Source organism: Bradyrhizobium sp. USDA 4449 (assembly GCF_054056275.1).
This window is the reverse complement of record NZ_JBSRYD010000001.1, coordinates 5,073,067-5,093,113: the sequence shown is the minus strand read 5'-3', so window position 1 is coordinate 5,093,113 and position 20,047 is coordinate 5,073,067. Positions and strand designations below refer to the sequence as shown.

General features: G+C 62.8%; 16 protein-coding genes and 1 pseudogene. 1 reads left to right on the top strand and 16 read right to left on the bottom strand.

What is annotated here, in order from left to right; all coding sequences use genetic code 11:
• Positions 1-115: 115 nt before the first annotated feature.
• From ACVIIW_RS23645 to ACVIIW_RS23580, 14 genes and pseudogenes are all read right to left on the bottom strand, one after another.
• Positions 116-1,108 carry a substrate-binding domain-containing protein gene (locus tag ACVIIW_RS23645; RefSeq protein ID WP_456702932.1) on the bottom strand — a complete coding sequence of 331 codons (993 nt, stop codon included), beginning with the start codon at positions 1,106-1,108 and terminating at the stop codon, positions 116-118.
• 97 nt (positions 1,109-1,205) lie between these two features.
• Complete coding sequence (locus ACVIIW_RS23640; RefSeq protein WP_456702931.1) at positions 1,206-2,258, bottom strand: ABC transporter permease; 1,053 nt, start codon at positions 2,256-2,258, stop codon at positions 1,206-1,208.
• Positions 2,251-3,789, bottom strand: coding sequence for a sugar ABC transporter ATP-binding protein (locus tag ACVIIW_RS23635; RefSeq protein ID WP_456702930.1), 1,539 nt, complete (start codon positions 3,787-3,789; stop codon positions 2,251-2,253). Before ACVIIW_RS23635 ends, ACVIIW_RS23640 begins: the two co-directional genes overlap by 8 nt.
• Positions 3,786-4,778, bottom strand: a complete 993-nt coding sequence (locus ACVIIW_RS23630) for a LacI family DNA-binding transcriptional regulator (protein WP_456702929.1) — start codon at positions 4,776-4,778, stop codon at positions 3,786-3,788. Before ACVIIW_RS23630 ends, ACVIIW_RS23635 begins: the two co-directional genes overlap by 4 nt.
• 261 nt (positions 4,779-5,039) lie before the next feature.
• Positions 5,040-5,636: pseudogene (locus tag ACVIIW_RS23625) on the bottom strand (DsbA family protein); the annotation flags it as partial.
• Positions 5,637-5,720: 84 nt separating this feature from the next.
• Positions 5,721-6,416 carry a glutathione binding-like protein gene (locus ACVIIW_RS23620; protein WP_456702928.1) on the bottom strand — a complete coding sequence of 232 codons (696 nt, stop codon included), beginning with the start codon at positions 6,414-6,416 and terminating at the stop codon, positions 5,721-5,723.
• Between the two features lie 103 nt (positions 6,417-6,519).
• The gene (locus tag ACVIIW_RS23615) at positions 6,520-8,859 is read right to left on the bottom strand and encodes a N,N-dimethylformamidase beta subunit family domain-containing protein (RefSeq protein ID WP_456702927.1); all 2,340 of its coding nucleotides are present in this window, start codon (positions 8,857-8,859) and stop codon (positions 6,520-6,522) included.
• Between the two features lie 59 nt (positions 8,860-8,918).
• Positions 8,919-9,284 (bottom strand): hypothetical protein, encoded by a 366-nt coding sequence (locus ACVIIW_RS23610; protein WP_456702926.1) that lies wholly within the window; start codon positions 9,282-9,284, stop codon positions 8,919-8,921.
• Positions 9,285-9,363: 79 nt separating this feature from the next.
• Entirely contained in the window at positions 9,364-11,685 is a 2,322-nt protein-coding gene (locus tag ACVIIW_RS23605; protein WP_456705246.1) for a N,N-dimethylformamidase beta subunit family domain-containing protein, read from the bottom strand.
• A gap of 61 nt (positions 11,686-11,746) precedes the next feature.
• Positions 11,747-13,396, bottom strand: coding sequence for a branched-chain amino acid ABC transporter permease (locus ACVIIW_RS23600; protein WP_456702925.1), 1,650 nt, complete (start codon positions 13,394-13,396; stop codon positions 11,747-11,749).
• Positions 13,397-13,399: 3 nt separating this feature from the next.
• Positions 13,400-14,281 (bottom strand): branched-chain amino acid ABC transporter permease, encoded by an 882-nt coding sequence (locus ACVIIW_RS23595; protein ID WP_456702924.1) that lies wholly within the window; start codon positions 14,279-14,281, stop codon positions 13,400-13,402.
• A 3-nt stretch (positions 14,282-14,284) separates the two neighbouring features.
• Positions 14,285-15,052 (bottom strand): ABC transporter ATP-binding protein, encoded by a 768-nt coding sequence (locus ACVIIW_RS23590; RefSeq protein ID WP_456702923.1) that lies wholly within the window; start codon positions 15,050-15,052, stop codon positions 14,285-14,287.
• Positions 15,049-15,825: an ABC transporter ATP-binding protein gene (locus tag ACVIIW_RS23585; protein ID WP_456702922.1), complete on the bottom strand. Its 777-nt coding sequence runs from the start codon at positions 15,823-15,825 to the stop codon at positions 15,049-15,051. Before ACVIIW_RS23585 ends, ACVIIW_RS23590 begins: the two co-directional genes overlap by 4 nt.
• Positions 15,825-17,108, bottom strand: coding sequence for an ABC transporter substrate-binding protein (locus tag ACVIIW_RS23580; protein ID WP_456702921.1), 1,284 nt, complete (start codon positions 17,106-17,108; stop codon positions 15,825-15,827). Before ACVIIW_RS23580 ends, ACVIIW_RS23585 begins: the two co-directional genes overlap by 1 nt.
• A gap of 639 nt (positions 17,109-17,747) precedes the next feature.
• Between ACVIIW_RS23580 and ACVIIW_RS23575 the strand changes: the two genes are divergently transcribed.
• Positions 17,748-18,785, top strand: coding sequence for a response regulator transcription factor (locus ACVIIW_RS23575; RefSeq protein ID WP_456702920.1), 1,038 nt, complete (start codon positions 17,748-17,750; stop codon positions 18,783-18,785).
• A 15-nt stretch (positions 18,786-18,800) separates the two neighbouring features.
• On the opposite strand, the gene ACVIIW_RS23570 is transcribed toward ACVIIW_RS23575, so the two are convergent.
• Complete coding sequence (locus ACVIIW_RS23570; protein WP_456702919.1) at positions 18,801-19,277, bottom strand: MFS transporter; 477 nt, start codon at positions 19,275-19,277, stop codon at positions 18,801-18,803.
• Positions 19,278-19,303: 26 nt separating this feature from the next.
• On the bottom strand, positions 19,304-19,948 hold the full coding sequence (locus ACVIIW_RS23565; RefSeq protein WP_456702918.1) for an MFS transporter: 645 nt from the start codon (positions 19,946-19,948) through the stop codon (positions 19,304-19,306).
• Positions 19,949-20,047: the final 99 nt, after the last annotated feature.

The following is a 20,047-nucleotide window of genomic DNA, read 5'->3' as shown; positions in this document are numbered from 1 at the left end:
GTCTGCACCCATCGCAAGCCTAATGGCCTTTCGCGATCTGCCTGCCGGCAGCGCAGCGAGCTCGGCCGTCGTCAGGCCGCGCCCGCCACACCGAGCAATGTGCGAGGGACTCCGTTCAGTTCTGCATCAGCTGCTTCGCATTGTCGGGCGTAATGGCGGTGGTCGGCACGGTCACCACGGTCGGCACCTTGTCCGCGCAATCGAGCAGGATGGACTTTGCCATATCGATCGCCTCCGGGCCTCCGGTCGGATACGTGAAGGTTGCCGCCCACTCGCCTTCCGCAACCGCGCGGATGCCGCCGGCGGGCCCGGGCAAGCCATCAGTCCCGAGGATCTTCACCTGATCGAGCTTGCCGGCGCCCTTCGCCGCGAGACGCGCACCGGCCGCCATCATGTCGTTGCTCGCATAGACGGCCTTTATGTTCGGATGGGCCTGCAGCATCGCGGCGAACGCAGTCTGCGCCTTATCCGGCAGCCAGTCGGCGGCTTGTTCGGCGACGACCTGGACCTTTGCATTGTCCTTCACGCCGGCCTTGAAACCGTTGAGCCGTTCGACGGCGGGCGTCGAGCTTGGCAGGCCCTGGAGGATCGCCACTTCGCCGCCTTGCGGCAGGAGCTTGTCCGCGACGTATTTTCCCGCCTCCTCGGCGATCTTGAAATTATCCCCACCGATGAAGGCCGTATATTCCTTACCGGCCTCGCCGACCGTCTTGCGGTCGAGCTCGATGACGGGAATACCAGCCTTCATCGCCCGCGCGACCACCGGCGTCAGAGGCGCGGCCTCGAACGGAGAGATCAGGATCAGATCGACCTTCTGGGTGATGAAATTGTCCATCTGTGAGGTCTGCGTGTTCACGTTGCCGGCGCCGTCGGCGATCTGCAGCTTGAATTGCGGCACTTTCTTCGCCGCAGCGGTCAGCTGGTCGTTGACGTGCTGGCGGTAGGGCTCAGCATTGTTCGCCTGCGAGAAGCCGATGACGAACTCCCCGGTCTTGCTGCACTCCTTTGCGAGCGGTGCAGCCTGCGCTGCCCCGGCGACGAGCGTCGCCGTGCCGGCGCCCAGCACCAGATTGGACCAGAACCTTGCCTTCGTAGATACGCGTCGCATGATTTCACTCCCCTGTTGCTTCGAATATCCGCCACTCACGAGCGGTCACTTGCCGGCGGTCGCCGGTCACCACCAGATCCTGACGTCGCCATTGGGGTCAACGACCCAATCCCTCGCGGCGACGAACGAGAGATTGAAGAACCGCGGCCACGACGATGATCGCGCCGGTCGCGAGCAGCTGCAGCGCCGCATTGATGTTGTTGAGCTGAAGGATGTTGGCCAATGCGCCGAGCATGATCGCGCCTGCGATCGTGCCGATCATCGAGCCTGCGCCGCCGAACAGGCTGGTCCCGCCGATCACCACCGCCGCTATCGCGGTCAATTCATAACCGGTGCCATCGTTGGCGCTGCCGAAATTGAACTGGCCGGCGTGGACGATGCCGGCGATGGCCGACACGAGACCCGTGATCGCGTAGACCGAAATCTTGACCAGTGTGACCGGTACGCCGGAGAGCCGCGCCGCCCGTTCGTTGCCGCCGACGGCAAAGACATAGCGGCCAAAGCGCGTGAAGTTCAGCACGAAGGTGGCCACCATGGCGACGACGAGAAACACCAGAGTCGCGACCGGAACCGTGTTGTCGAACAGGCGATCGCCCAGCACCGAGAAAATCGGCGGCGCAAGACCCGGACCATTGCCGTAGGAAATGTTGATGTACTGATTGTTGGAGATCACCAGCGCCAGGCCGCGTGCGACCTGGAGGCCCGCCAGTGTCACGATGAAAGCCTCGAGGCGGAATCGGGTCGAGATCGCACCTTGCATGCAACCGAACAGGGCGCCGCAGATCATGACGAACAGCACGGTCGGAACAAGTCCCCAGCCCCAGGTCGTCATGATCGTGGCGGTGAGCACACTGCACAGACTGAGCAACGCGCCGACCGAGAGATCGATCCCCGCGGTGATGATGACGAAGGTCATGCCGACGGCAATGATGCCCGTCTCGGAAATCGCCCGGACGATATTCGCGATGTTGTCCGGCGCCAGGAACAGCACCGAGCCGTGCCGTCGCGGCGAGAAGATGACGCCGCCGATCGCAACGAGGATCAGGCCGATGACGCTCTGAAAGCGCACCGCGATGGCGAAGAAATCGAGACGGCGCGCCGGTGCCGACTGCGCTGGCGCGGACTTCACGATTGTTGCGGCGTCATTCATCGCTGTCGTCCTCGTTGGATTCGGCTACCGCGAGGATATCGTCCTCCGCGGCGCCGGCGGGAAACTCGGCAACCGTGCGCCCGCCCCGCAGCACGACGATGCGGTCGCACAGGCCGATCAGTTCGGGCATTTCGCTGGAGGCGACGAGAATGCCGACCCCTTGCCCGGCGAGCTCGCGAATCCGGGCGTAGATTTCGCCCTTCGCCCCGACATCCACGCCGCGCGTCGGCTCGTCGAGCAGAAGCAGGCGCGGCTCCCCGAGCACCTCCTTGGCAAGTGCGACTTTCTGCTGGTTGCCTCCGGAGAGGGCGCCGACCGCGAGTTCCGGCCGCGGCGGCCGTACGTCGAATGCCTTGATCGCCTGACCGGCGAGCCTCGCCTGTCGCGCCTGCGACATCAGGAAGAACGGCGACACGCGCCGCAGCACCGAGGCAACGAGGTTGCGCTCGACGCTGTCGCGCAGCATCAAGCCGGCACCGCGACGATCGTCGCTGACGAAGGCGACGCCGGCGCCGCGCGCCTCCGGTATCGACGTCAGCCTGGCCGGCCGCTCCTCGACCTCGACGCGGCCCGACCAGGCGCCGGGGCCGCCAGCGCCATAGAGCGTCGAGAGCAGCTCGGTCCGTCCCGCTCCCATGATGCCGGCGAGACCGACGACCTCGCCGGCGCGCACCTCGAGCGAGACCTCGCGCGGCGCCCGCCAACCAGCCCTGGGCCGGCGCGGGCGATAGGCGGCCTGCTCCAGATGCAGGACGCGGCCGCCGAACGTGCCGCTACGGCGCGGATAGAGCTCCGCGAGGGGCCGTCCGACCAACAATGCCACCAGATCGGATTGCGGCGCGGTCGGCGGCGCCGTCCCCGCGATCCTGCCATCGCGCAAGACCGTCACGCGGTCGGCGACGCGCGGGACCTCTTCGAGCCGATGCGAGATGTAGACGATGCCGACACCGCGCCTTGCGATGTCGCGCATCACGTGAAACAGCCGCTGCACCTCCGCGGCGGTCAACGCGGCCGTCGGCTCGTCCATCACGAGAATTCGCGAGGCGTAGGTCAGCGCCTTGGCGATCGCGACGATCTGCCGCCTGCCGACCGACAATTCACCGACCGGCTGATCGACATCCACATCGAAGCCGATCTCGTCGAGCCTCGCCCGCGCCGCGCGGCGCATCGCGCGGCCATCGAGCACGCCGGCCCGCGTCAACTCCCGACCGAGGAACAGATTGGCGGTCACATCGAGGCTCGGGACGAGATCGAGCTCCTGAAAGATCGTGGCGACGCCCGCGGCTTGCGCGGAGCGCGGATCGGCGAAGCGGACGGAGGTCCCGTCGACGCGGATCTCGCCGTGATCCGGCGCGATCACGCCGGAGAGAACATTCATCAGGGTCGACTTGCCGGCGCCGTTCTCGCCGAGCAGCGCGTGGATTTCCCCGCTCGCGAGATCGAAATCGACGCCGCGCAACGCCTGCGCGCCGCCAAAGCTCTTGATGATGCCACGCATGGCGAGCAGCGGGGTCTGAGAGCCCGTGTTCATTTCGGCCTCCCGCAGGATTCGCGCTCGATGATAACAGCATCGAGTTGAATGGATCGCCGCGCCCCCTGCGGCGCGGCAATCCGCTCCATGAGTAGGAAGGCGGCGCGCCGGCCGATCTCTGCGCAGGGCTGCGCGACCAGCGTCAGGCGCGGCTCGAAGCAATCGGCCCATTCGAAATCGTCGAAGCCGACGATCGAGATATCTTTCGGCACCCGCAATCCGCGCCTGTGGATCGCTTTCATGATACCGATCGTCGCGAGATTGTTGCCGCCGACCAATGCCGTCGGGGGCTCATCGAGGTCGAGCAGTCGCTCCGCGGCCTGCATCGCGCTGTTCGTTGTCGCACTGCCGGTGACGAGAAGGCGTTCGTCGATCACGCCGGCGAGGCCCTCGCGATAGCCGGCGATGCGCTCGAGCGTGGTCGCGAATCCGGGATTGCCGCCGACATAGCCGATACGGCGATGACCGAGCGCGGCGACGCGTTCGACGAGATTGCGCATCGCCTCGCGGTTGTTGATGCCGACCTGATCGAACGCGGCATCGGGCATGCGATCCACCAGCACACAGGGCAGGCCGACGTCGCGCAGATAGGCGAGCGCGCGACGCCCGGGATCGGGGCTGGGCGCGAGAATAATGCCGTCGACGCGCCGCTGATGCAGCGCCATCACGACATCGAGCTCACGGTCCGGGTCATCCTCGGTGTCGGACAGAAACATCATCATGCCGAGGCGCGCGCATTCGGCCTCGATCGAACAGATGATGTCGCTGAAATAGGGATTGGAAATTGAGGAGATGGCGATGCCGACTGAGCGTGTCGAAGCGGCCTTCAGGCTCCGCGCCATCATGTTGGGACGGTAGCCCAAGGAGGCGATCGCCGTTTCCACGGCGCGCGCAGTATCCGGCGCAACGCGCCGCGTGCCGTTCACGACATGCGAGACGGTCGAGACCGAAACCCCCGCCTTGCGCGCGACATCAGCGATGGTCGCCACGTCCCCTCCCGTGCCTGGATAATTGTTGGGCAATCCAAGTTTTGCAGGACTATGGCATACGAAAACGTTTGCGCAATCGTTTTTCTATCTTGTATGCCAGTTTTTCTCGATCATTGGCGCGGCATTGCGCCCGATCAGCGCGGCCGGGGCGCCGCCATCATCAGCCCGGTGACCGCATTCTCGGGAATGCCGATACTCATCAGGGGAATGAAGGAGCTCGAGAGCCACGGGGGCAACACTGCAGGCCGGATGACACCGTGTCTTCCGACGCTCCAACAGTTCGCGGATCAAAGGCAGACGATCATTGCCAAGATACATATCGGTTCTGTCAATGAACACTGTAGGCGATCCGAAGCCGCCGCGTGCGATTACCTCGTCCGTGTTGAGCCTGAGCTGATTCTTGACCGCCTCTTCGTTAATACCTCGGAAAAATTCCGCAGGATCGATGCTCACCTTCTTGCAAATGTTCGTCAGGACAGAATCCTGGGAGATGTCCTGGTCCTCACCCCAATAGGCTTCGAACACGGCAGTTGCGAACGGGACCATCCCGTCGCTGCCGAGCCAGACGCAGCCGCGCATTGCTCTTACGCTGTTCACTGGAAAGACCGTCGGCGGCATCCTGATCACAAGACCGGCCGAACGAGCCCAATCGGCGAGATCTTTCAGCATGTACTGCGCTTTCGACGCGATCGGATTTTCGCGCGAGGCATAAACGCCCGGATTGACCGTATTGAAAATGCCGCCAGCCAGCACGGGCCGCCACGAAAGCGACTCGCCAAACTCCTTCGCCAATTTTTGAATGTTGTGGAAGGCCAGATAGGTCCACGGACTTGAGCAGTCGAAGAAAAACTCGATCATCGATCGTTACACTCACCATCTCTCCGGTACGCGATTTTGCGGGCCGGCATTTCGATTTTCACTCGCCAGAGGCCTCCATGCCGTTCACTCCGTGACGAACCTGGATGCGCCGAACATGGTTCGCCTTGCTTCGTCGGAGAACGGCTCTTTCACGAATTTGCCGACTGCAAGGCCGGCCTGAACTTGTGGCCTTTCACGAACTTCCGCATACCAGCGCTTTACGTTCGGGAAGTCGTCGAGTGTGAAACCTTGCGCCTGATGGGTCATCGTCCAGGGGAAGCAGGCCATGTCGGCTATCGTGTATTCGTCGCCAGCAACAAAGCGCCCGGTCTTGCCCAATTGATTATCAAGCACACCATATAGTCGCGTTGCCTCACGCTGATAACGGTCGATCGCATACGGGATCTTCTCCGGCGCATAGAGACGGAAATGACCGTGCTGACCAAGCATTGGTCCAAGCCCGCCCATCTGCCACATCACCCATTGGACAACCCGGGTACGGCCGCGCACATCCACTGGCAGAAAGCGTCCCGTCTTCTCGGCCAGGTAGATCAGAATAGCACCTGTCTCGAACACAGAGAGAGGCCCGCCACAGTCGGCCGGCGCGCGATCAACGATCGCCGGAATACGATTGTTCGGGCTAATGGCCAGAAACTCGGGCTTGAACTGCTCACCCGCGCGAATATCGATCGGAACGACGGTATACGGCAGCCCCAGCTCCTCGAGCAGGATCGAGATCTTCCAGCCGTTTGGGGTCGGCGCATAGTGCAAGTCAATCATTCCGGACCTTCCTCGAAATCACGATCGACCCAATTGCGCGCGCTGCTTGCCATCTCTGGACCCGGACTCGACAACTCGCCACGTGAGCTCGATGTTGCTCGATCTAGGGATCAGCCGGCTCAAGTCTTCCTGTATTCTCCCTGGGTCTGTTCGACGAGCCGGGCAACGGACCCGGCCTGACGAACGTGTCCACCACGTTGCTCAGAAGCTGCGAGACATTGTTCTCGAATCCGTGAATCGGCAGGGCACTCCCGAATGCGATGGATCCGGTTGCAAATACTGCACCATTGTTGGGTGCCTCGAAGTACACCATATCGGCCCGCAGGATGTAGTTGTGCGTCCCGCTGAATCCCTGGTGGGCGTGGGCTCCCTCCTCGTCGTGGGCGATGTAGTTGTCGGGGTGTCCGCCCGAGGATGCGATGATCCTGGCATTGGGCGGCGTGCCGAACCCCAGCTTGTAGCAGTCGATCTCAATGCCCGCCGCTCCGCCGTTGCCCAGGCCGAAATCACCGATGATCTCGCCTTCGATCCCCTCGGTGATCCATGCGAGCGCGGGATCGTAGCTGTCGGGCATCCGCCGGTAGGGCTGGCTATGGGCGAAGCCTTCGCCGGCAAACGTATTGCCGACCAGCTTCTGTCCCCAGCGCTGGAAGCCGGTCCAGATTCCGCCCATCTGTCCCGTCGTGGCGAGGTAGTACTCGCCCGGCCGCGCCGCCCAGGCAATCCAGTGTCCACCTGTCTTGCGGCACTCCATGATCCACGGTTCGTCGTCGCGAAACGCCACATTGCAGCAGAAGCTGTTCGCGCCCATGCAGATAAAGCGACCGCCGCCGGCGATGTAATCCTCGTGCGCGTCGAGCATGCGCTCCGAATGATATTCCGGATGCGTGGAATTCAGAATGCACGCATAGGGCGCCATCGCGGCGACACCCTCCAGATGTACATCTTCGTCGGTCAGCACGTCGTAGTCGTAGCCCTTGTGCTCGAGCCATGCCAGGATCGAGAGGTCTGCCGGAAAATTCCAGGGCAAGTCGAAGGCGGCGATCCGGTATTTGGGCCGCATGTTCACCATCGGACGACGGTAGCTCGTGCAGCAGACGCCGGCGCCGTCCGCATGCGTGTCGTAGCACCCCGCACCGAATTCCGGATTTTCGTAGATTTCGATATCGACCTCGGAGACCGTCGGCGGCTGACCCGCCATTGGCTGCACGATCTGGCCGTCTGTTGCGAAGCGCTCGTTGGCATAGGCCAGATAGGTCGCGGTGGAAAACAACAGAGCAATTCGCGCCGTAGGCATGCGGGGCCGAACGAAAAAAACGATGTACTCTTCGGCCAGGCCCTTGCCGTCGCCGCCGCGTACTCTCATCGCGTAGGCTCCGCTGCGCAGCGTTTCGGGCAGCTCCAGCGTCTTTGTGGCTTTCCAATTGCTGTCGATCATCGCGTCGGCATGGAACTCGATGCCGCCGTATTGATGCGGGGCAAGCCGGAAGCAGTCGTTGCGGCCGTTCCAGTTGTAGCCGGTCTGTGCACGCACCGGCCTGTTGTACCCCTTCGCATCGAGTCGGTTTGGTCCAATGTCGACTACGAGATCGCCGATCCCACGATCTGTATACCCCTTCGTCGTGTCCCAATATGCGACCATGCCGTCCGATGGCGGCTTCCCGCCCGCGCGGATCGCATCGAGCTCGTCGCGAGCCAACGGGCGATCGAACACACCGCAACGATCGACCTTCCCGCAGTAGAGCTGCGACACGAAGTGACCGCGCAAGGCGTGCCAGTCGCGCGAGCCCGCCACAAGGAACGGCGTATCGGGCAGGTTGTTCTGCCTGAATCGAAACATCTCCGACACATGCGAGCGGTATTCGACGGGCGCGACCTTGCTGAGCAGGCTGTTGTAGCGGTTGACGACGCCTTCCTGGTGCAGCGTGGCGCGGCCGCTTCGCGCATCGAAAGTGGCCGCGACGAAGTACCAAGCCTGCTTGTGCAGCGGCAGCTCAGCCTGCAGGTAGTCGATCTCGTTTCCGCACCCGACCCAGAACTCCAGCCTGCCGCTTGGATTGATTCCAAGACCATAGCCGTGATTCCTGTCGTTGTCCCAGCGGCCCAGGAGGCATTGCCGATGCCCGACATCGGGCCATGTCGGCCAGATGAATGCGCAGAGCGTGATGCTGCCGTCGAGCGCGAGCTTGCGATCGGGGTCGGCCACCTCGAGGAAGGCACCGACCTGCGTGAACTGCTTCTCGACCTGCCAAGTGCCGTTGGCGACGCAGTCGATCTCTTCCTCGATGAATCCCGGACCATGCGGATGCTCGTCGCCGTGGATCAGGCGCACGAGATGGGCTTCCGCGGTCGACGTCCCATCGGCACTGACATGAAATTGTATGGTATCGCCCGGCTTTACCGAGATCTTGTCTGCGTAACCGAATATCTTGATCTGCGCCATGGTGCGGAGTTTCCCATCGAGAAGCCGAACAAGGTGCCCTGCCCGGCAGACGTGTTGCGCTAGGTTTCGAGAAGGTCGCGGATGCAGCGCAGGAACAGGCCGTGACGGGCATCGTTCGCCGATGTGTAAATGGCACCATCGATCAAACGCGGTGGGACTCCCCGACGTCCTGAGAGCCTGACGACCTGATAGCGCCGGAACGGCTCGATTGCTCTGACCGCATATCTTTGTTCAAGCGGGCGTTGACGAAAATAGATCAACAGTCGCTCGAGCCTCTCGCTGTGCTGTCCCAGCGCCGATTGCCGGTGCTCCTCGATGACCTCGGGGTTCACCAGCGTCCGCAGATACTCGCGGCGGAAGCCGTCGAATCGATCCCGGACGATGATGTCGCGGTCCTCGGACCTGTCGTATTCGAGAGGCAGCATCCTCAGCTCTCCACCTGCAAATGTTCAACGTAAGCCATGGTCGCGGAACGCGCCGACGCGGCTCCCCCTGACGGATGCATCAAGCCCACTGCTTTTCCTCATTGACCCAGGCAAGCCCCGGCAATCGGCCGGCCCCCGCGAACGCCTCCACGACGTTCGCCAACACTCGGGATGCGCTGTTGCTGAAATTGTTGATCGGTAGCGATTGCGCGAAGGCGACCGAGCCACATGCAAACACGGCGCCACCATGGGGGGCCGTGAAGTAGGTCATGTCGGCATGAACCCGCCAGTCATACGACCCATAGAGCCCAAGGTAGGAATAGAGGACGAGCTGCTGGTTCACGACATAGCTATCCGTGTGGCCCCCTGACGAGGCGATGATCTTGGTGTGCGGCGGCGTGCCCAGAGCGCGGTCGTAATAATCGAGCGCCAGCCCCGCGGCGCCGTCGTTGGCAAGACCGGCGTCACCGATGATCTCGCCATCGACACCTTTGGTGATCCAGGACACTGTGCGGTGATAGCTGTCCGGCATCCTGCGGTAGAATTCGCTCCGTCCACCGCCCGCGCTGCTCAGGCCTATGCCAACCAGCTTCTGGGTCGCCCGTCCGAGTACCTTCCAGGGACCACCACGCATCCCGTCCGTTGCCATGTAGTGCTCGCCGTAGCGGGACACCCATGGCTTGTATCCATCATCGCGGCGTCGACATTCCATGATCCATGGCTCGCCATCGCGGATGCCCGCCGTGGCGTTGAACCCGTTGCCGCCTGCATAAATGTAACGACCGCCGCCGGCGATATAATCCTCAGTCGCATCCAACATTTGCTCGGTGTAGTATTCCGGACGCGAGCCGCTGATAATGCATGCGTACGGCGACAGCGCCTCCGCCCCGTCGCGATGGAGGTCCTCGTCGGTCAGGACCTCGTACTCGAAGCCGCTCTGGTCCAGCCATGCGATGATCGATAGGTCTGCAGCCAATCCCGAAGCCACATCGAGGCTCGGCATCCTGTACCTCGGCCGCATGTTCATGACCGGACGGTGATAGGAGCTGTAGCACACGCCATTGCCATCGGCGTGCATGTCGTATGTCGACAGCCCGAAATCGCTTCGCATATACATCTCGATGTCGATATCGGACAGCACAGCCGACTGTCCCGTCAAGGCTTCGCGCTCCGGGTGATCGAAACTCAGGCGCTCGTTCGCAAAGGCAAGGTAGGTGAGCGTCGGAAACAGGAATGCAATACGCGCCCGCGGCCTTCCTGGCCGCACGAAGAACACGACATGCTCCTCGCTCACGCTCTTTCCCCAGCCGGATCGCAGCCTCATGGCATAGCAACCGCTTTTGAGGCCGTGCGGCAGGGCGACGGTCTTGGTCGCCTTCCAATTGCAATCCGTCAGCGCGTCGGCATGAAACTCGATGCCCCCGAACTCCTGCGGAGCCAGGCGGAAACAATCGGTGAAGCCGTCCCAGTTCCAGCCGGTCTGGCCGCGAACGGGCCGATTGTATCCTCGGGCATTCAGCTTGTACCGACCGACGTCGACCACGAGATCACCGATGCCGCGATCGGTGTATCCCGCGCTCGTATCCCAGTACGCGACCAGGCTGTCCATCGCGGGCACGAGCCCGCTCCTGATCGTGTCGAGCTCGGCCGACTGTAGAGCCTGGCCAAATGCACCGCACCGGTCGATCTTGCCCCAATAGAGCTCCGACACGCACGTCCGCTGTTGCGCGTCGCGGCTACGCGAACCTGCCATCAGAAACGGAGTTGAGGCCAGGTTGCCGGGCCTGCTCAGGAAAGTCGCAGACGTGCGGGATTCGTAATCCACCAGCGCGACCTTGCCCAACAGGCCGTTGTACCTGTTGCCGACGCCGACCTGGTGCAAGGTCGTGCGCCGGGTCTGGGCATCGAAGGTCACGGCCACGAAATACCACATCTGCACCTGCAGCGGCACGTCGGCGGTCAGGCGCTCGATCTCCTCGCCCCGTCCGCTCCAAAACTGCAGATAGCCTTTCTCGTCAATGCCGATGCCGTAGCCCTGCTTCCGATCGCCGTCCCATCGGCCGATTATGGTCTGCCGTTTTCCGGATGCCGGCCATGTCGGGTGAACGAAGGCGAACAGAGTGAAGCTATTTGCGAACGCCAGCCGGGCCTCGGGGTCATCCACTTCGAGGAACGATCCTACCTGGGTGAATTGCCGCTCGACCTGCCACCTGCCGTTCGCGGTACACGCCACCTCTTCCTCGACGAAGCCTGGTCCTGATGGGTTCTGATCGCCATGGATCAGGCGCACCAGTTGCGCCTCGGCGGTATCAGTCCCCTCGGCGCTGACATGAAACTGAATCGTCTCACCCGGCTTGACCGAGATCCTGTCCGTGTAGCCAAAAAGTCTGACCGGTGTCACCGCCAACTCCCTCATTTAAAGCCCGCCGTTCGCCGCGCAGGTCGGAACGCTTCATCCGTGATCAGGACTCCAGCAGATCCTGAACGCGCCGCATAAAGACGCCGTGGCAGGCCTCGTCCGGCGTCGCGTAGATGCGGTCCTCCACCACACGCGGCGCTACGCCACGGTGTCCTGACAGGGCGACGATGCGATAGCCTTCGAAGCGTTCCACGGCCATGATGGCGTACTTCTCCACCTGAGGACGGGTGCGGAAGTAGATCAGGAGCCGTTCGAGCGCCTCACTGTGCTGCCCGTTGAGGGAGTGGCGATGCTCCTCGATGATCTCCGGTGACACCAGGGTCTTGAGATGGTCGCGGGCCATCTTGTCGTGGCGCCGCTGGTAGATGACGCTCTTGTCCTCGGTCTCGGTCGCTTCCTCGGGCAGCATCTCGCCGCCCTTCTCCGCTCGCGTCGATCGCCGCTCGCTCTTCTTCTTGTCCCGCCAGGCACGGAACTGCGCCTTGATGCCGAACAGCCCGTTACCCAGGTAGAGCACGACCAGGAGCATGATGAGCCCGATGATCATGAAGCGAGCCGGACCCCACGTATTCAGCACCTGGTCGAAGAACACAACGATGAGCGTGCCGACCACCGCGCCTTCCGCGCGTCCAACGCCGCCGATGACCAGCATGGCGAGGCCGAGCAGCACGGTATCGAAGTTGAAGATCGAGAAGGCCACCCCGCCGAAATTCGAGGTATAGAATCCGCCGATGAAACCCAGCGCCGCCGACGAGATGAGGAACACCCAGACGCGCGCCTGGCGAAAGTTGACCCCGGTCGCCTCGGCGAAGGCCTCGCGCTTTTCGGGCGCCATGCGCAGGATTCGTCCAAGCCGGCGGCCGTTGACGAACCGGTAGAGCAGCAAAGCCAGCAGCATCAGGCCGAAGCAGGCGTAATACGCCAGCAGCAGCTGACCTAACTGCGACCAGTCTTCCGGTATGTAAGTCACGGCGCCGTACAGGCCGCCATTCGCAGACCCGAACTCCTTTGACGTCACGAAGTAGACCCGACAGAGCTCGTTGAGCCCTAGGGTGAGAAGCGCATAGTAGAATCCGTCGAGCCGCGTTGCCGGCAGCGCGATAATCCCACCGAAAGCCAGCCCCACCAGAGCCCCGATCGGTGGCAACAACCACCAGGGCAATGCGAACTTGACGGCAAGCAAGGCCGTCACGAACGCTGCCGTCCCGACGACTGCATAGGTTGCGAGCGAAAAGACGCCCGCGGTTCCCATGATGAGCATCCAGCACAGACTGATAGCTGCATAGATGCCGAACGTGGCTCCCGCCGTCAGCAGCGTGTTCTGCAGATCACCTGGCGTGAACAGGGGAGCGATCGCCAGCGCGAGAAGCCCCAATATCCACCAGAGGGGCCGCTTGTCGACGATCGTCTTCTCCGCGCGCAAGGTCTTTGGGTTGTACTCCCCGCGCAGGCGAAGCACGCGGCGGCGGGTCGGCCAGTAGCGAAGGCGATTCCACATCGTTCCGCCGTGGCCTGGCCATTTGTAGTAGTAGCGAAGCCGGCCGACGGCATTCAGCTTCGTTGCCGATCGACGAGTTCCTTCCCAGACCTCCTGATGGCTGCGGAACGGAATGGTCGGGAGCTCTTCGACGTCGCGCTTGCCGCCCCACACGAAGAGCGGATTGCGCCACTTGATGCCGCTATCCATTGACATTGCTCAGGCCTCCCTCGCCCTGTCGAGCAGCCCGGCAATGCCGCGCGGGCGGACCAACAGAATGGCGATGATCACGACGAACTGGGTGATGAGAACGTACCGGCCGCCGATCGATATGCTCGTCAGCGCCTCGTTGAGGCCGAGCACGATGGCGGCGATGACGGCGCCGCGCACGCTGCCGAGCCCGCCGCAAAGCGCAATGCTGACCCCCTTGATCATCGGCATCAGTCCGCCGAACGGCGAGATGTAGTAGGTCTGGGAGAGAAGAACGGCCGCGAGACCCGCCAACCCGCCCGTGATGCCCATGACATAGAACGAGGTTCGCCGAACGCCGATGCCGACGATGGATGCCGCATGCGGATTCATCATCATGGCGCGGATTTCGAGGCCACGGCGGCTCGACTGCATCCACCTCAGAACGACCGCCAATATCAGGACGGATGTCACCACGTTCCCGATCTTGTCGGCCGTGAAGACCACACCCGGCAGGGACACCGACCAGTTGCCGAAGATATCCGGCAGACTCTTCGAACGCGGGCCGAACCACCAGAGCAGACATTGCGTGCCGATCAGATTGATCGCGAGCGTCGCAATCAGACCTCGAATGGTGAAGTGTGGCTTGTCGTGGATCGGTATGAACCCGATCGCGCAGATGATCACTCCTCCGAGCGCGCCTGCGAGGATACCCGCCGCCAGCACCGCGGGCCCGGATGTGGAGACATGCTGCGCAAACAGCCAGGCGCCATAGCCCGAGAATGCGAATATGAAGCCGTAGGCGAGGTTGAGCAGGCCAAGGCTCGACCAGGTGATCGAAATTCCGATCGCAAGCGTGCCGTAAATGCACGCAAGGACGATGGTGTTGCTGACGATGAACCAGATATCCACGTTTTACGCCTTTCGATAAACGTTCAACGCGAGGGCCGCCGAGGCCTCACCCTTGAGCTTTCCGACATGCATGCCGATGATGCGGTCGACCCGTCCTTCCAGCAGCGCGACGTTCTGCTCCGCGATGATCATCGCGGCATTCCCGAGCTTGACGGCCATCAGAGCGTTGATCACGCTCTTGCCGATCTTTGGCGCCAGCCCGAGCGATGGCTCGTCGACGAGGAACAGCGACGCGTCCGTCATCAGGCCGCGGCCGATCGACACCATGCGCCGCTCCCCGCCCGACAAGCGCCCCACGGGTACGCTCATCAGCTTCCGCAACGGTGGAAATATCTCCAGGATGCGGAGCTTGCGCGCCGCGCGATCGCGCCAGGCCGCCGCGGTGTAGGCCCCGGAATCGAGATGCTCCTCGACGGTCAGGCCATGGAAGATCTCGTCGCCCTGAGGAATCAGCGCCAATCCTGCGCGCACGATTTCGTGGGTGTAGCGCCCCGGCCCCTGGCTTCGCGTGCGACCGACCTCCCTGCCGTTCAGCTTGATCGAGCCGCGCTGCCAGCCGGTAAGTCCGGCGATTGCATAGAACAGGGTCGACTTGCCGTGGCCGTTCAGGCCGACGATGCCGATCCGCTCCCCACACTGGACGACGAGGTCAAGATCGTGGATGACGCGAACCGGCCCATAGCCTGCGGACAGTCCGTTGACGTTCAGGACTTCGCGCTGCGGCTGACGTGCCGGAGCTCCCGGCAAATGGTTGCTCACGGAGATATTCATGTATCCGCCTCTTCGCTGAAGTCCTCGAAGTAGGCCGCGTGAACCTTCGGATCCGCCATGACGTTGTCCATCAGGCCCTCGGAAATGACCTCGCCGGCGTCCATCACCAGAATGCGGTCGGCGATCGTCCCAAGGAGTTCGATGCGATGCTCGACGATGAGGATCGCAATGTTCATCTCCTTTGCGAGGATCCGCAGCAGAGTATCGATCTCGTCGACCTCCGAATTGATCAGGCCGGCCGCCGGCTCGTCCAGCAGCAGCAACGAGGGCCGGCGCATCAGCAGGCAGGCCAGCAACAATTTGCGCCGGTTGAAGGTCTCGAGCTGCGTCGCCGGCGTGTCGTCACTGATCTTCAGACCGACGAGGTCGGCGCCATATTCGGCGTCGAACCTCGTGAGAAACGGACGGTGAGCCTGACGCGCCGCTTTGAACGTCTCGCCGACGGTCAGTTCGTCAGGCACCACCGGCGTCTGGAACGTGCGGCCGATCCCCAGGCGCGAGCGGGAATACAACGGCAGGCCCGTAACATTTTCGCCCTTGAACCACACTGAGCCGCTCTTTGGCGGCATACGGCCGGACAGGATTTCAAACAGACTGGTCTTGCCCGCGCCGTTCGGCCCGATGATGCCCAGCACTTCCCCGGCCTCGACATGCAGGCTGATGTCGCGGAGGATCTCGCGACCGCCGAGATCGAGCGCGATGCCGGTGCAGGAGAACAGGGCGGCCTTTCCGCCCCGTTCAGCTGCATCGTTTCGGGAGATTTGTCTGAGCATCAGCTCCACCACGGCGCAGAGATCAGCTTCGTTTCCGAGACCGGGCCGGGATAGACGATCTTGTGCTCGCCGCCCTGGATCTGGACATAGAGCTGCGCGACGCCGGCCTCGAGCTTGCGCGCCTGCAATTCGTCGCCTCCATTGTCCGGGAAATGGAGCGCTTCCTGATATGGGTTGCCCATATCGACGTAGCCGCAGACGCCGCGCTGCGGGTTGGTCCGGATCCAGTCGCAGACCTCCCTGAACTTCCGGGGATCGCCGACTGCTTCCCAGGCCCTCTTGAGGTAGTAGGTCTGATCGTAAGCAATGCCGGTATAGGCAAGCCCGGCAATGCCGGGGAAGCGCTTCTTGTACTTCTGCCTGTAGGCGAGCCCCCTCTGGTCACCATAGATGCCCATGGTCGTGCCCCAGACGAAGCCGTTCGCCGCCGAACCGGCAAGCTCGAGGAACTCCGGCTGCGAGGGGCCGTATTGTAGGTAGACGAGCGAGTCGCGCACGGGGCTTGCCACAAACTGCTTGCAGAAAGCGGCGTATTCAGCAGCCACCCAATGGTCCACCATGATCGCGGCGGCATCGACCTCCTTCATCTCGCGAATGACCGGTGCCCAGTCCTGCACGGGATACTGGATATCCGTAATGCGGGCGACCTCGAATTTGCCGCGCCGCTTGATCGCTTCCTGGGCCGCGCGCGATATCGTTTGGCAGTAACCGATCTGCTCCTGAATGATGTGAACCTTGCGGTTCTTCGGCTTCCAGACGCCCCCCTGCTCCTGGTCTTCCAGCCAGACAGCATAGCTCCATCCGTAGTTCACCTCAGAGGGACAGAACTGGAAGATGTGACTGTATTTGTCCGGCTGCTCCTTGACGGCAGCGGTGCCGGCGCGTTGCGCGTTGCCGTTGATGTAGGGACATTTGTACTTCGCCGTCGCGTCCATCGCCGGCAAGGGGACGAGCGTGAAAGCAAAGGAGATCGCGTCGACCTTGGCATCAACGCAGGCGGCCAGCGCCTGCTTCGAGGATTCCGGGGAGAGAACATTCATGTCCGTTGTGAACAGCTTCAGCGGCCTGCCGAGGATGCCGCCTGCGGCATTGATCTCTTCCATCGCGAGCGTCGTCCCGTTCAGGAAGTCCTGGTGATCCGCGACACCCGCTGCAGCCGTCTGACAGTAGGGAACGCCGAGAACGATCGGTTGTGCGGCAAGCGCCGACCGTCCGACAAATGGTGCGGCCATGGCTGCGCCGATGCCCGCGGTCACTGAACGCCTGGTGAGTTTGAGAACCATCCGAGCAACCTTTCCAGCAATGGCGCGCGGGTTCTCGGCATCACGACCGAGACCGGGCCCGACCTCTGTTAGAGCAAGACGATGCGCGCAAACACCGTCGGGTGGTGCGGCCTCGATCCGGATCCCACGGACTGTGGTGGTTTCGGCCGAACCGCATTTGTCAGAGCCTCGGTCTTCTGCCGATTTTCAGCAATACGTCAGCTGACCGATTTTGAAGTGGCCTGGAGGGCCTGGTGTGAGCCAGAACTACGCTGCGGGTGCGAACCGAGCTCAGGGTGACGACTTGCGCAGCAAGCCGCGCCCAGATTTTCATCAGTCGGCAGCGCGGAAGGTCATCTTGCGTCAGAATTGCTGGCCTTGAATGAGGTGCAGTGTGACACTGTTTTGACTAAAGGAGTGACCGCCTCTAACATGCAATTGCAGCTTCCAGCTCGGCGTCTCAGTTCGATCGGGACGATCGAGATAGCAGAGCGAATGACCACATCGTCATGTGGCAGCTCGCATTGGTTGGCGCGGTCCTTGCTCTGCTGAGGACGCGAAACACTACGCGGTGCCGCCGGTCCAACGGATCAATAGCGGCCAAGAAGAAGATTTGATCAAGAACCGTTGGCAAGATCTTTCACGAGCTGGAGGCTCCCAGTGAAATCGGCAGCGATCGACCACGCGACGTCGGCTACGGTGCAGCTCGATGCACAGCCGGCAGCCCTGAATGATCAGATCATCGATCAAGCGACCCAGGTCACTCGTCTGTTACGCGAGTTCGTGAGGAGCGAGGCGATCGCGCTAGTCGCGATGGATCCGATATCCCGAAATCACCGTTTCCTGGCGGTTGACGGATACACGGACAAAACGATGTCCTACGTGCTGGACGGCTTCCCTGGGACCTGCCCCGCTTACGCCATAGCGCGCGAAAGGGACACGCACTCGCTGCGTTGGCGAGATTACAAGCGCGACTGGAATCTCTCTCTGCCGGATACCTTCACCGCCCAGGAATACCTGATGCCGGATGGCTTCAGGGAAGGCTCGACGATGTGCCTGCGCGTCGCCGATGGCCGGTACATCGGGGCGATCCACATGAGCTGGTCCAAGGAGGCGCACGCCAAGGACGAGCACCGCGAGATGACCGAGCGCTTCCGCCCGATTCTGCTGAACATATGTGATCAGCTGAGGACACCACAGCTGCTGGCCGATGAGCTGGCGCCAGGCGCCTATGCCATCGCCGTCTCGCCGAACGGTTTTGCGTTTCACCTCCCCAACCGTAGTCCGGGCCCGCATCTCGGCGAGGGCGGAGAACTTCGCCGGCTGGTGCTGGAGAAGGCGAAATCGCTCAGCGCTCAACGCTTCGTCTGGCCGGACGAGGCCGGCCGCTGTCACCAGGTTGCGATCACGACCTGCCGTGGAAACATCCTCCTGATCACAGAACAATGTATTCGCTGGCCGTATAATCTCTCGCTCCGGGAGGTACAGATCCTGCATCTCGTGACCAGCGGCGCGTCAAATCCCAACATCGCCGAGCAGCTCTTCGTGTCGCCCCGCACGGTCTCCACGCACATCGAGCACATCCTCGCAAAGATGGGCTGCGACTCGCGCACGCGACTCGCGGCGCTTGCGGTGTCCGAAGGACTGCTGCTGGCGGAGTCCCCCGCGCGGCGATCTCGGACCTTTGCCGGCCATTGATCCGCAGCGACAATTTCAGCTGGATGGCGCGGCTTGCGCAGTCCCATCCTTCAGAAGCACCACGAGACCCGCGGCCACGAGGCAGGCGAGGCCGACGCCCACGAATCCGACCGCATAGGCTCCCAGGCCAAGGGCGCCGATCCCGGCCGAAGCGATAACGCCTCCTGCCAGGTGCATCACGGTCATCCAGCCCATCGCTCTGCCGACGTGACGCGTGCCCAGATTTCCGGACATCAATCTGACCAGCACAGGGAACGTCAGTGCCGCATCAAGACCATAGAGCGCGCCGAACCGGGCCAATTCGACCAGGCTGAAGCCGGTAAACGGAAGGTAGAGCAAGAGGAGCGCGCGGACGCAAAAGTAGAGCGCCAGCAGCGTTCGCGCTGAACAACGGTCCGCGATATGCCCGCTCACCACACTCCCTATCGCACCGCCAAATACGACAATCGCCATGACGTCCGCGCTCGATGTGAGGTCGAGACCCGCGCCCATGCAGAGCATACCGAGCTGGCCATCGATCAGCCCGGATGTCGACGCGCCGCAGATGCAGAAGATCGTGGCAAGGACCCAGAACCGCCAGTTCTTCTCCTTTGGACGCAATGCCGCGTGCCGCTTGGACTTGGGCTCTCGCGGCAAGTCTCCTCGTCGGGATATCGGGACAAGGACACGGCGAACGCCGTGGCGAGCACCCCGAAGGCAGCGGCCTGGAACACGAAGCGCCAATCGAGCGCATTGGCCGCACGCGATGCCAGCAGCAGCCCCGCCGCCGATCCCAGCGGCTGCATCGACGCCAGGAAACCGAACCGTGTCCCACAATGCACTGCGTCGCCACGGCTGCCGGCCATCGCGCCGAGAAGGGAGGCGCTCAAAGAGCCACTGAAACCAAAACCCAGGCCCCAGGCCACAGTGAGATGCCATGGCGATGCGGCGCACGTCGTCCACGCCAGCGATGTCGCAAGGAGAGCCAGACTGGCGATCAACGGCGCTCGAACGCCGCAGCGTTCGAGGCTGTACGCCGCGAACGGCGATGCGCACGCGGAGACTACAATGCCGAGCGTGATCGGCAAGAACACGTCGGAGGGCTGCAAGCCCCGATCTTGCTGGATCGTGACGGCCAGCAACGCGGGGAGGACCCGTGCGGCCGAGCCTGCAAAGATCGCCAAAGCGACCACCGCGGAGGCCATCGAGCTGGAGGAGGCACGACCGGCGCACGACGCCGGTCGGACGAGCTGGAATGCGACGGGTTTGCCGGCGGGCTGCAC

What these genes read in the sequence shown, in the direction of transcription:
- ACVIIW_RS23645 (WP_456702932.1), bottom strand. Translation starts at nt 1,108, where the DNA reads ATGCGACGCGTATCTACGAAGGCAAGGTTCTGGTCCAATCTGGTGCTG.
- ACVIIW_RS23585 (WP_456702922.1), bottom strand. Translation starts at nt 15,825, where the DNA reads ATGCTCAGACAAATCTCCCGAAACGATGCAGCTGAACGGGGCGGAAAG.
- ACVIIW_RS23620 (WP_456702928.1), bottom strand. Translation starts at nt 6,416, where the DNA reads ATGATTGACTTGCACTATGCGCCGACCCCAAACGGCTGGAAGATCTCG.
- ACVIIW_RS23640 (WP_456702931.1), bottom strand. Translation starts at nt 2,258, where the DNA reads ATGAATGACGCCGCAACAATCGTGAAGTCCGCGCCAGCGCAGTCGGCA.
- ACVIIW_RS23600 (WP_456702925.1), bottom strand. Translation starts at nt 13,396, where the DNA reads ATGTCAATGGATAGCGGCATCAAGTGGCGCAATCCGCTCTTCGTGTGG.
- ACVIIW_RS23635 (WP_456702930.1), bottom strand. Translation starts at nt 3,789, where the DNA reads ATGAACACGGGCTCTCAGACCCCGCTGCTCGCCATGCGTGGCATCATC.
- ACVIIW_RS23570 (WP_456702919.1), bottom strand. Translation starts at nt 19,277, where the DNA reads ATGGGCGCGGGTCTCGACCTCACATCGAGCGCGGACGTCATGGCGATT.
- ACVIIW_RS23580 (WP_456702921.1), bottom strand. Translation starts at nt 17,108, where the DNA reads ATGGTTCTCAAACTCACCAGGCGTTCAGTGACCGCGGGCATCGGCGCA.
- ACVIIW_RS23610 (WP_456702926.1), bottom strand. Translation starts at nt 9,284, where the DNA reads ATGCTGCCTCTCGAATACGACAGGTCCGAGGACCGCGACATCATCGTC.
- ACVIIW_RS23590 (WP_456702923.1), bottom strand. Translation starts at nt 15,052, where the DNA reads ATGAATATCTCCGTGAGCAACCATTTGCCGGGAGCTCCGGCACGTCAG.
- ACVIIW_RS23615 (WP_456702927.1), bottom strand. Translation starts at nt 8,859, where the DNA reads ATGGCGCAGATCAAGATATTCGGTTACGCAGACAAGATCTCGGTAAAG.